A 12110-nucleotide genomic window follows, 5' to 3' on the forward strand; every position below is an offset into this window, starting at 1 on the left:
CAAAGTTTTGTCACAAGCTCCCAACAAGGATGAAGTATGAAAATACCCGTGCACTCAGCTAAGTTTTGGCTTGGTATGCTCGCAACCATCATCATCGTCGTGGCGGTGCGTGAGCTTGCCTTGGTGGTCTGCACTTATTTTGGGATGCCGACAGCGGCAAACATCGTGGGCTTGGTCAGCTTATTTATCGTGCTGATTAGCGTGCGTATGACGATTGGGCTACCTGAATGGCTCAGCTATTCATCGAGCGTACTACTTGTGGATAGCGGTTTTGCATTTTTGCCTGTATCGGCTGGGGCTGGGATTTTGTTATTTGGGCTTGGTGCGGATTTGTTGCCTGTCTCGGCTGTGATTATCATTAGTACACTCATTCCGCTTTGGGCATTTGCTAAGCTGTCAGCAGCGTGGCTCAAAGGCTCTGAACAGGATAAGGGGTAAGCCATGCCACAGATTGACAGCACGACCATCATTATCGCCTTTATCGTGACGCTGATTGCGCATATCAGTGCCAAATATGTGCTCCGCTATCTCAATCGCTATATCCGTGGCGTGCCGATGATTATCATCGCCATTGTGATTACGCTGATTTTGCTACTGATTATTCAGCTAGATTATGCCACCTATTATGCCAATGCCAAGCCTGTATTTGACCGCTTGCTTGGTTATAGCACCGTGCTACTTGCTGTGCCACTAGCAGGGATGGATTTTAAGGGCTTGCCTGTCAAAAAACTCTCCATCATCGTCGTGCTAGCAAGTCTCGTCGGCGCTATCGTGCCCATGTCATTAAGCTACTTGTTTGCGCTAAATATGGATACCATCTTGGCATTTGCCACTCGCTCGGTGACGACGCCTGTGGGTCTGTCAGTCGCCCAAATCATCGAAGCACCGCTTGTCATGGCAAATCTCATCATCATCGTCTCGGGCATCCTAGGCGCAGGTATGTGTCGTATTTTGTTTCGCAATATCAAAGATGAACGCGCACATGGCTTGGCGCTTGGCTTGGTGGCGCACGCCATCGGCACAGTCGAAGCGTGGACCATCAGTCCGACCGCAGGACGCTATGCCGCCTTTGGACTTGCCATCAATGGACTGGTGACTGCTGTTTGGCTACCGATGGCGGTGCTGTGGTGGCTTGGCTAGATGACGCTCAACACACTTATAACTGAACTTGACATCAATTTCAGTTTTACCATTTGACAAAAAAAATAACCACGATATCAGCATCGTGGTTATTTTCGTTTAATTAAGACTTATTCGTCATCCGATGCCATTGCCATGATTTGCTCACTGATGGCAACAGTATTAAAGCCTGCATCGACGAACAAAATCTCACCAGTCACACCACTCGCCCACGGCGATAGTAGGAATAAGGCGGCGTTGCCCACTTCTTCTTGGCTGACATTGCGTTGTAGCGGTGCGATTTTTTCGCTGACATCGAGCATACGGCGGAATGACTTGATACCGCTCGCTGCCAATGTGCGGATTGGGCCTGCGCTGATGGCGTTGACACGGATGCCCTCACCGCCCAGTGATGATGCTAGGTAGCGTACCGATGCTTCTAGGCTGGCTTTTGCCATGCCCATGACATTATAGTTCGGTAGTACAGAGATACTGCCTTCGTAAGTTAGGGTTAATAGCGAGCCTTGACGAGCGGCAAGCAGTTCACGACCTGCTTTGGCAAGCGCCACAAAGCTGTAGCTTGAGATGTCGTGAGCAATTTGGCTACCTTCACGAGTGGTCGCACTGGTAAAGTCGCCATCAAGCTGATCTGCTGGCGCAAAGCCAATGGCGTGCACGATACCATTGACACCACGATCATCGCCATTGCCCCAGTGCTTCGCCACTTCTTCAAAGCAAGCAGCGATAGATGCATCTGATGCGACATCGCACTCAATCACGGCTGTGGCGTTGAATGCTTCGGCTGCCATATCGACACGCTTTTTGATTTTGTCATTTGGATAAGTCAAAATCAGCTCCGCACCTTCACGGTGTAGGCTCTCTGCAATCGCCCAAGCGATAGACAGTTTACTGGCGATACCAGTGACAACAAAACGCTGACCTTTTAGTAGCATGGGTTTGATCCTTTGTAGGTGAAATTAGGGAAAATTTGGCTCATTATAGCATGGTTTTTGAAATTGTGCAGAAAAATTAGTACAGATGTAAACTTAATAAACAATCGCACGCCTACCCCGCCTGCACGCCCAAGCCGTGATAAATTTCCCCAAAAATCACAATAAATCCCAATAAAAGCTTTAAAAAATTGCCGTTTTGCGTTAAGCTATGTTGTTTTCATTCATTATTCATCAAAGACCATGTCAAATTCTGATACCGTAAACTTTACACCCGATTTTGAAGTCCTATCTGAACATTATGCCAAGATCATCAGTGCATCAGGCGAAGATTTGAGCCGTGATGGTTTGCTAGATACGCCGATGCGCGCTGCTAAGGCGTTTGGCTACTTGACTCGTGGTTATCATCAAGATCTTGCGACTGTGGCCAATGATGCGGTGTTTGACTCGGACAATCCTGAATTGGTCTTGGTGCAAAATATCGAATTTTATTCGCTGTGCGAACATCACCTACTGCCATTCTATGGCGTGGCTCATGTCGGCTATCTGCCAAATGGTAAGGTGCTAGGACTGTCCAAAGTCGCGCGCATCGTCGATATGTATGCTCGCCGCCTACAAATCCAAGAAAATCTCACCAAACAAGTCGCCACCGCCATCGAAGAGTTGACCGGCTGTCGTGGTGTCGCTGTGGTGATGGATGCCAGCCATATGTGCATGATGATGCGTGGTGTCAGCAAGCAACAATCCACCACCCGTACGACGAGTATGCTCGGTGAATTTGTCAGCAATCATGATGCTCGCCGTGAGTTTTTGGACGCTGTGCCTAGACGCTCGCCTGCGTTTGGTTAAGTGATTATAAAAAATATAAAAAATAGGCAAAGTGCTGTATTGTACTTTGCCTATTTTTATTGCCTGATGAAAGATGAAATTTGGCTGACGATTAATCGTGTTGGTTTTTTTTCAACTGCTCAAATTTACGCAGTTTTTTTAGCTGTTTTAGTCGTGCCACCCGTACAATGCTAGGAAACCAACGCTCCATCTGTGAATAGCTCGTTGCCGCAAGCAAAATAATCACAATCGGCAGCAGCATCGCCCAATAGCCCACTTCACGGTATAGCCATACCGCCACAAAGCCACCGATAAAAAACGCCCACCACAATCCACTGTGTAGCACCACCTTACTGATATCCACCTTACGGCCGACAAGCCAATTCCCCACCGTCGCCCCAAGGTCAGATGTCGTCCCTGTCAAATGCGTGGTACGCACGACCGCACCGCCATAGGTGGCGACCATCGAGTTCTGCAATCCGCACGCCATCGCAATCATCATCTGCCCAAAATAATTATCATTGATATACAGAGCTAGGCTTAAACACAGTAGCAGTGCTTCTAGGTACATCGCATAGCCATAATGACGGTTGATATTAAGCTCACTTGAGCCAATAATCATGCCTGATAACACCGAACCGAACCAAAACGATGCAATCGAAATCAAAAACAGGCGCATATTCACCCAGTCGCCATCAAGCAAGGATAAGGCAAACTGACTGACATTGCCAGTCACATGAGATGCAGAGACATGGGTAAAGCCCATCAAGGCGATGGTGTTTAGCAATCCTGCACAAAATGCCAGCACGACCGCACCCCACAGCACCCATGCAGGAATGGTATCGCCCATGATTTTCATGCCTAGCCCCTTGATTTTGTGATAACAAAAATCTTATTTTATCATTTCAAAATTAAAAGCACAAAACCCAAATGAGTCGTGTGCTTTTTATAGTTAATGTTTTTATTGATTAAAATTAATGAAATGTCACGGTATCAACATCGACTTTGGTGCGCTTGGTTGGGAGATGGCTAATGTCTAGCTCACCATCGATGGTCAAAGTATCGTTGGCTGTCACAGCACGCCCTTGCCATGCTTCATCGTCAATCTCTACGACAACCACACCTGTTGCATCAGCAAATTCATATTTTTCATCACCAAGTGATTTTGTGACTTTGCCCGTTAGGCGTACCTGACTGTCATCTTTTAAAGTTGCAAGCTGCGATACAGTCACTTGACTATTGATAGCAGAAGTATTGATCACGCCTGTTTGTGCTGCGTTCGTCGATGACTGCTGCGATGGAATTGGTTGGGCATTGGCTGCTGACATCTTAATTTCTTGTGGTTTGTCAGTCGTATTTTGGCACGCGGTCACCAATGCTGTACTTGCCAAGATTGCGCATAAAGCGGTTTTTTTCATCATAAATTCACCTATAAAATATCACAAAATATCATGCTCGCAAGCATCTATCTGTCATTTTAGCACACTACTTGCGATGGCGACTATTAAATCACAGCAAACTTAAATTAACCTTAAATCGGCAACAAATATATATGCTCACTTTTTTGGCAAGATTAAAATATCATTTCTAGCATCTGTTGTGTTTTTGTTTTTTATTTTGTTATTGTGTAGAAACATCTGTTTTTGAATAAAAAAATGATTATAATATGTCTAATTTTTGACCGAATATCCATCTAGGTTGATGGATAGTTTTTATTTTTACTAATCGAGTATGACCATGTCTCAAAACAAACAAGCCAGTGTTATCCGCTTTGAACAAGCGGTCGCAAAAAAAGATTTTGAAGCGTCTTGCAATGAATTGCTTGATATCCTAGGCAGTCTGGATAATCAGTTCGGTGGCATCCACCAAATCGAATGCAACTACCCACAACAGCTAAATTTCTCAGAACAAGAACGCGTGGTGCATTTTGCAACTCGTGTGGCATCAGCCGTCACCGAGCTATTTGATGCCAAAAATAACTTTAGCATCACCGAAGGCGGTTTTAATCGCTTTATGACCTTGCACCGCTGGTTGGGTCTGATTTTTGCCAGCTCGCCTTATGTCAATGCTGACCATATCCTAAAGACTTATGACGCCAACCCAAATCCAAACCCAGAGCGTCCGCTTGAGATTCACCTACCGAACAACATCGAAGCCATCAAGCGTTTTTGTATCCTATACACGATGGAATCCAATGTTCCGCTCAACCTTGATGTGCTGTGGAATCTGAACCCATCACTGTGCGCATCGCTATGCTTTGCCCTACAGTCACCACGCTTTATCGGTACTGAATCATCATTCACCAAGCGTGCCGCTGTCCTAAAATGGTTCCCAGAAAAACTAAAAACATTCGAAAACCTAAATACACTACCATCAGCCATCAGTCATGATGTCTATATGCACTGTAGCTATGATGTCGATGCCGACAAGCACCGTGTCAAAGAATCGCTCAATGCCGTGATTCGTAAGCACCTACTAGCCAGCGGCTGGACAGATCGTGATGTCAGCAAAATCGGCCGTGTCAATGGCAAGCCTGTGATGTTCGTCGTGCTTGAGCACTTCCATTCTGCGCACTCAATCTATCGCACGCATTCAACTTCGATGATTGCTGCTCGTGAGCTATTCCACATTGTCGGCTTTGGTGGTGAAGCTGTGGATCAAGCAGGCCGTGATGTCTTTGATGAGTTCCATCTGCTTGACCAAAACAGCATTTTTGATAAGCTAAATGCTGTCAAAGACTATGCTGATAAACTTGAGCCTGCTGTGCTGTATATGCCAAGCATCGGTATGGATTTGACCACGATTTTCCTAAGTAATACCCAAATCGCACCAATCCAAAGTGTCGCACTGGGTCATCCGGGCACGACGCACTCGCCGTTTATTGACTATGTCATCGTCGAAGATGATTATGTCGGCTCAGAAGACTGCTTTAGCGAAACACTACTTCGCCTACCAAAAGATGCGCTACCGTATGTGCCATCAGCACTAGCGCCAAACTCAGTCGAGTATCGCCTGCGTGAAAATCCAGAAGTGGTAAATATCGGTATCGCTTCAACCACAATGAAGCTAAACCCATATTTCCTAAAAGCACTACAAACCATCCGTGACCGTGCCAAAGTCAAAGTACACTTCCACTTTGCCCTAGGTCAGTCATCAGGTATCACCCATCCGTATGTCGAGCGTTTTATCAAGTCATACCTAGGTGATAGCGCAACAGCACATCCACACACCCCATATCATCAATATCTAGGCATTCTACATCAGTGTGATATGATGGTGAACCCATTCCCATTTGGCAATACCAACGGTATCATTGATATGGTAACACTTGGCTTGGTGGGCGTCTGCAAGACCGGCCCTGAAGTGCATGAGCACATCGACGAAGGTCTATTTGGTCGTCTGGGACTACCTGAATGGCTCATCGCCAATACCGCTGATGAGTATGTTGAGCGTGCCATCCGCCTAGCCGAAAACCACGAAGAGCGTCTGGCACTACGCCGTCATATCATCGAAAATAACGGTCTATCAACGCTATTTACCGGTAATCCAAAACCAATGGGCGAAGTACTATTGGCAAAAGTCGCCGAAAAAGGTCTGCTCGATGATGCCCCTGCGACCAAAGCCGCCAAAAAACCTGCGGCAAAAAAATCAGCAGATGATAAAGCTGTCAAAAAAGCCCCTGCCAAAAAAGCAACCAAAAGCACGGCAACCAAGACAGCTACCGACAAGCCAAAGAAAACCACCACTCGTCGTAAAAAGACCGACGCCTAATCCGTCTTAGCTTGTCAACACAAAAAAACGCTTCAGTACTACTGGAGCGTTTTTGACTATCTGCACTTTTTGAGTTAGCCTAAGATTAGGCACACACGAGCGTAGCCATGCATGGCAATATAGGATTTTTGATGCTACGGCGGATGTCATCTTTGGCACACTAGCTGGCATCGCATACGCTTGGTTATTTGCCAAGCGTTTTTTATGCTGTCTGCACCCATAACAACATTCACAATATTCGCACTGTGCGCTGTTTATTGGCGAATTTTATTTTCAATATGATATAACAAATCATTGCCAACCCAAGAAAATTCCATTATAATAATTATAAATGATAACAATTATCGTTATTATTCTTGTTTTTATTTGTTAGCAAAAAGGAAATTTTTTATGAATAAATTCACAGTACTTGGGTTGAGTTTATGCTCCATTATGACGCTAAGTGCCTGCAATCAAGAGCAGTCAAGCGCCAAACCTGCCGAGCAAACCACTCAAAGCACTCAAGGTCAAACCACCACGACCCCAAACACCACCACCGACTTAAGCAAAGAAACCGAAGCCTATAAAGCGTGGGTAAGCACTCAAATGGATGGACTGGTCAGCGAGACCGAAAAGTTTGTCGCCTTGCTAAATGATGGCAAAGTTGAAGAAGCTAAAGCGCTATATCCGCACGCACGTATGTACTTTGAGCGTAGCGAGCCTGTTGCCGAGCTGTTTGGCGACCTTGACCCACGCATCGATAACCGAGAAGCTGACTTGCAAGCAGGTGAAACTTGGACAGGCTATCACGCCATCGAAAAAATCCTATGGACCAAAAACACCACCGATGGCACTCAAGCATTGGGCGAAAAATTGCTGGCAGATGTCAAAGAATTGCAAGCCAAAACCCCAACCGCTGATGTCACTGGCGATTTGATGGTTCAAGGCTCTGTGGATTTGCTCAATGAAATCTCTACAAGCAAAATCACTGGTGAAGAAGAAGTCTTTTCACATACGGATTTGTATGATTTTTGGGCAAATATCGAAGGTGCGGACAAGATTTTTGAAATTCTTAGTCCAAAAATCGCCGAAAAAGACCCAACACTTGTCAAAACAATACGTGAAAAATTTGATGCCGTCTATAAACTACTCAATCAACATAAAATTGGTGATAAAGACTTTAAATCTTATCAAGAATTAAGTGAAGCTGATACCAAAGCACTTGCTGATGCCATCAATCAGCTGGGTGAGCCATTGGCACAAATGGGCATCATCCTAAAATAACCACACACCATCAGCATGGTATGATGCATAGCCAAGACCACAGCCATCATGGGCTAATGCATCATACCATCTTAGCAGGCACTTTGTAACATCATACTAGATGGATGATAAATATGACTCAACTCAGCAGACGTAGATTTTTGGGCGGTGTTAGTCTGACGGGGCTTGGCATGACAAGTATAGGCTTGGCAGGACTGGGTCTTGGGGCTTGTACATCACCAAAACAACCACCCAATAACGCCACCTGCCAACGACACGCATCAGCATCCAAGCAATATGCATTTTATGGACAACATCAGGCAGGCATCATCACGCCAAGCCAGCGTCATATTTATCTGCTGGTAGCAGATTTGCACAGTTTGAACATTAACGATATCGCAACCATGTTCAAAAACTGGACACGCTCTGCCGCAAGTCTATGTCAAGGCAACAACCATCAAGCCTATGGCGACAATCCGCACATCCCACCTGCCGATACAGGAGAAGCAGACAGTTTATCCGCTTGGGGTTTGACACTGACATTTGGCATCTCACCAAGTTTTTTATCCAAACTTGGATTATCTCAATTTGCACCGCCTGAATTTGTGGATTTACCCCACTTTGCCAAAGACCAACTCAAAGATCATCTTAGTGGTGGTGATATCTGTATCCAAGCTTGTAGTGATGATCCACAGGTTGCGTTCCATGCGGTGCGTCAGCTGGTTCGTCAAGCTCGCTCATTGATTACGCTACGCTATAGTCGCATGGGATTTACCAGCAGTGATGAAGATGGTCAAACTCCACGAAATCTATTCGGCTTCAAAGATGGCACTGCCAACCAAGAAGTACTAAGTAATGCCGATCAGCACATTTGGGTGCAACACCCTAACTGGCTTGCGCATGGTAGCTATATGGTCGTACGCACCATCGCCATGCATCTAGAAACTTGGGATCGCACAAGTCTCACCGGGCAAGAAGAAACCTTTGCTCGCCATCGTGATACAGGCGCTCCACTTGGACAGACAGATGAATTTGCCCCTTTGGATATTCACGCCACCCATCAAGGCAAACCTATTATCCCACAGGTGGCACACTCAGCACTCGCCAAAGGTAGCAATCAGCAGATACTACGTCGTTCCTATTCATATGCCGATGGGATTGATCCAAAGACGGGTCAATTTGACGCAGGCTTATTGTTTATTAGTTTTCAACAATCACCCAAGCAATTTATCGACATCCAAAATGCACTTGGCACGATGGATAAAATGACCGAGTACACCACCCATATTGGCAGTGGGCTGTTTGCTTGTTTTGGCGGTGTGCGTGAAGGCGAATATTTGGGTCAGGCGTTATTTGAGCTTGCCAAGTCCTGATACTTACACAGCTTTTGCCACAGACACCAAAAACTCCACCATGCTACGCACCGTCGGCACTGCGCCACGATTTTTGTAATACACCACATACAGTGGCACGCTATCAATCTGCCACTGTGGTAACAATCGCACCCAGTCAGCACGAATCATATTGTCAAAACAAGGCAGCAGCCCAATACCAAGCCCATCGGACACCATTTGCCCCACAAGATTAAAGTCATTACAGCTTAGGCGATATTGCCCATCGATACGCACCAAATGATGGTCGCACCAAAACGCCCAATCTGGCCCATCATATTTATGCAGTAGCGTATGCCCATACAGCTCATGCGGACTGCTTGGCATACCATGTGCATCGATATACAACTTGGATGCGAACAAGCCTAGCTCAATATCAAACAGCTTACGCGCCACCACATTATCACTATCGGCACTACCGATTCTCAAAGCGATATCAATGCCATCTTGGATCATATTGACTTTACGATTATCAATCTGAACTTGCAAATTTACATCGGGATAACGGCGAAAATACTCGGGCAGATGATGCATCAAAAAGCCACGACCCACTTCTGTCGAGACCGATAATCGCAGTAATCCACTGGGCTTTTGTAAGTTATCCTGAACATCATCAATGGCGATTTGGGCAAGTCGTAGCATCTCTTGGGCATTGTGCAAAAACCGCAACCCCAATTCATTGAGCACAATACCACGCCGACCCCGATCCATCAGCGTCGTGCCAAGACTATTTTCAAGCTCGGTCAGATGGCGACTGATGTGCGATTTTGGGATATCAAGCAGTTCAGATGCTCGAGTTAGGCTGCCTGCTTGGACGACCGAGACGAACAGGCTCATATCATTAAGATTAATTTTGTGTAAATTTTTTGGCATTAATAGTGTTCCAAAAATGGAATGTATAGTTACAATTATAAGTATATATTCTTAATTTGGCAATTATTATAATAACACGCGATTGGCTGACCAAAACGCACAAAACAGAGCAAATCACAGTCCTGATTTTTTGTCAAACCTTAACAATAGGTAGGAATTTTTATGATGGCATCGTCTTATACCATCATTGAACATCAAACCAATACAGCTGATTATCTATAACATTCCACACCATTGGCATTGATGTAGCTTTTTTTGCATTCTGTGTCATTTTGATGGATAATGCCAAGCAAATCACAAACACAAACAAATTTTTATCAATGAACAATTATTTAGGAGAAATTCATGAGCGTTGATAAATATACCGCTGCCACCAAAGATGTCGGTGGCATTCCTGTTGCCCGCCTGCTACCGCAAGCTCGTCGCAAGACAGTGGGTGCATGGTGCTTTTTGGATCATGCAGGCTCAGACGAGCTCAAGTTCGCCGATGACTCAGACGGCCTGCAAGTCGGACTGCATCCACACATCAACCTACAGACCTTTACTTGGATGCTGCAAGGCGAAGTGTGGCACCAAGACAGTCTGGGCAACCGCCAACTGATTCGCCCAAAGCAAGTCAATCTGATGACCGCCGGTACGGGCAATCAAGCAGGGATTAGTCATACCGAACAAACCCCTGATGGTATCAAGGATTTGCACGCGATTCAGCTATGGATCGCCCTACCGATGGATCAAGACATCCAGCCAAACTTCGAGCACTACCCAGAGCTACCGACTTGGAGTCGTGATGGTATTAACTATATCTTAACAACAGGCAGTTATCACGGGCATACCGCCCCGACCACACAGTACAGTCCGCTACTGGGTGTGGATATGCAGTTTACACAAGATGGTGCATTTGGCATTGATGAAGTCAATGGCTTTGAATACGGATTTTTGGTCATCAAAGGCGAACTGCGTATCAACGGTCAGACCTACGCCCAAGACGAACTTGCCGTACTATCAGACTGCAAAAATGCCCAAGGCGAGCTTGAGCTATGGGCGGCAGCAGGCACTCATGTGATGCTACTTGGCGGTGAGCCACTGGCACATCCGACAGTGATTTGGTGGAACTTCGTGGGTCGCAGTATTGATGATCTCAAGCAAGCGGTGAGCGATTGGAACAATCACCACGAACGCTTTGGTGATATTTCACTTGGTGGCACGCAGCTTAAGCGCTTAATCGCCCCAGAAGTGCCTGACAATCTTTTAGTGAGATAATTTAGAAAAATTCATCAAAAAAATCCACAACCATCATCCGCCAGTCTTGATTGATTGGCAAACGATGGATTGTGGATTTTATTATACCTAGCCGCCTAGTACACAGCTGGCAATCAGCCGATCGAGCTTGCGTACATCGATTTTACGATCGAGATTAACCTTAATCTTACCCACACGAGTCCACAGCTCAATCTCAGAATTAAAATCAAAAAAGCTACCGGCATTCTCGCTTGACCACATATTGATACTGCTATACGGTAGCGAATAGATCTCGACCTTTTTGCCGGTCAGCCCTTGTGCATCACGGACAATCAGTCGCTTGGTGGTAAAAATCGCACTATCACGAAATGTCTTGTACGCACAAATCGCCTGCTCGCCATCGGTCAAAATCTCATTCACATCGCTTGGGATTGGACATTCTTCGATCAAAGTCCATGCCAAAATATCTGCTGTACTCATCATCACTCCTTACGTTGTCGATTACACTGTCAAAGGCTCGTTAATCAAATAACTTACATTTATCATTGATAATTTATCATCAAATATTCTTAAAATCAAGCTTATCACCATCCATCACACTGACCAAGATTTGCACAATTATCGTTGCAAATATGGAACATGATATTGCACCAGATGCGCTTTATTCTATTTTTAAAAGGCGTATAATACACCCATC

12 protein-coding genes are annotated in these 12110 nt (G+C 45.5%); 7 read left to right on the plus strand and 5 right to left on the minus strand.

All coding sequences use genetic code 11. From position 1 onward, the window contains the following. The first annotated feature begins 36 nt into the window (after positions 1–36). The gene (locus Q0N89_RS04925) at positions 37–438 is read left to right on the plus strand and encodes a CidA/LrgA family protein (RefSeq protein ID WP_294034018.1); all 402 of its coding nucleotides are present in this window, start codon (positions 37–39) and stop codon (positions 436–438) included. Positions 439–441: 3 nt separating this feature from the next. Continuing rightward, entirely contained in the window at positions 442–1140 is a 699-nt protein-coding gene (locus tag Q0N89_RS04930) for an LrgB family protein (RefSeq protein WP_294034019.1), read from the plus strand. 110 nt (positions 1141–1250) lie between these two features. Here the strand turns inward: Q0N89_RS04930 and Q0N89_RS04935 are convergent, their stop codons facing one another. Then, positions 1251–2072: an enoyl-ACP reductase gene (locus Q0N89_RS04935; RefSeq protein WP_294034020.1), complete on the minus strand. Its 822-nt coding sequence runs from the start codon at positions 2070–2072 to the stop codon at positions 1251–1253. A 240-nt stretch (positions 2073–2312) separates the two neighbouring features. Between Q0N89_RS04935 and folE the strand changes: the two genes are divergently transcribed. Continuing rightward, positions 2313–2918, plus strand: coding sequence for a GTP cyclohydrolase I FolE (gene folE / locus Q0N89_RS04940; RefSeq protein ID WP_294034021.1), 606 nt, complete (start codon positions 2313–2315; stop codon positions 2916–2918). 91 nt (positions 2919–3009) lie between these two features. Here the strand turns inward: folE and Q0N89_RS04945 are convergent, their stop codons facing one another. Next, a complete protein-coding gene (locus Q0N89_RS04945; protein ID WP_294034022.1) occupies positions 3010–3756 on the minus strand; it encodes a YoaK family protein in 747 nt (248 codons plus the stop codon). A 115-nt stretch (positions 3757–3871) separates the two neighbouring features. Further along, positions 3872–4318 carry a NirD/YgiW/YdeI family stress tolerance protein gene (locus tag Q0N89_RS04950; RefSeq protein ID WP_294034023.1) on the minus strand — a complete coding sequence of 149 codons (447 nt, stop codon included), beginning with the start codon at positions 4316–4318 and terminating at the stop codon, positions 3872–3874. A 316-nt stretch (positions 4319–4634) separates the two neighbouring features. On the opposite strand from Q0N89_RS04950, the gene Q0N89_RS04955 reads away from it, so the two are divergent. The 3 genes from Q0N89_RS04955 (at position 4635) to efeB (ending at position 9283) form a co-directional block, all read left to right on the plus strand. Further along, the gene (locus Q0N89_RS04955) at positions 4635–6668 is read left to right on the plus strand and encodes a hypothetical protein (protein ID WP_294034024.1); all 2034 of its coding nucleotides are present in this window, start codon (positions 4635–4637) and stop codon (positions 6666–6668) included. A 390-nt stretch (positions 6669–7058) separates the two neighbouring features. Beyond that, a complete protein-coding gene (gene efeO / locus Q0N89_RS04960) occupies positions 7059–7931 on the plus strand; it encodes an iron uptake system protein EfeO (RefSeq protein ID WP_294034025.1) in 873 nt (290 codons plus the stop codon). Positions 7932–8044: 113 nt separating this feature from the next. After that, positions 8045–9283, plus strand: coding sequence for an iron uptake transporter deferrochelatase/peroxidase subunit (efeB, locus tag Q0N89_RS04965; RefSeq protein WP_294034026.1), 1239 nt, complete (start codon positions 8045–8047; stop codon positions 9281–9283). Positions 9284–9286: 3 nt separating this feature from the next. On the opposite strand, the gene Q0N89_RS04970 is transcribed toward efeB, so the two are convergent. Beyond that, positions 9287–10174, minus strand: coding sequence for a LysR family transcriptional regulator (locus tag Q0N89_RS04970; RefSeq protein ID WP_294034028.1), 888 nt, complete (start codon positions 10172–10174; stop codon positions 9287–9289). 345 nt (positions 10175–10519) lie between these two features. Here Q0N89_RS04970 and Q0N89_RS04975 point away from each other — a divergent pair, with 345 nt between their 5' ends. Then, complete coding sequence (locus tag Q0N89_RS04975; RefSeq protein WP_294034029.1) at positions 10520–11434, plus strand: pirin family protein; 915 nt, start codon at positions 10520–10522, stop codon at positions 11432–11434. An 87-nt stretch (positions 11435–11521) separates the two neighbouring features. Here Q0N89_RS04975 and Q0N89_RS04980 read toward each other — a convergent pair whose 3' ends face one another. Further along, entirely contained in the window at positions 11522–11893 is a 372-nt protein-coding gene (locus tag Q0N89_RS04980; RefSeq protein ID WP_294034030.1) for a PH domain-containing protein, read from the minus strand. Positions 11894–12110 lie beyond the last annotated feature (217 nt).

Source organism: uncultured Moraxella sp. (genome assembly GCF_945873075.1).
Classification (GTDB): Bacteria; Pseudomonadota; Gammaproteobacteria; order Pseudomonadales; family Moraxellaceae; genus Moraxella.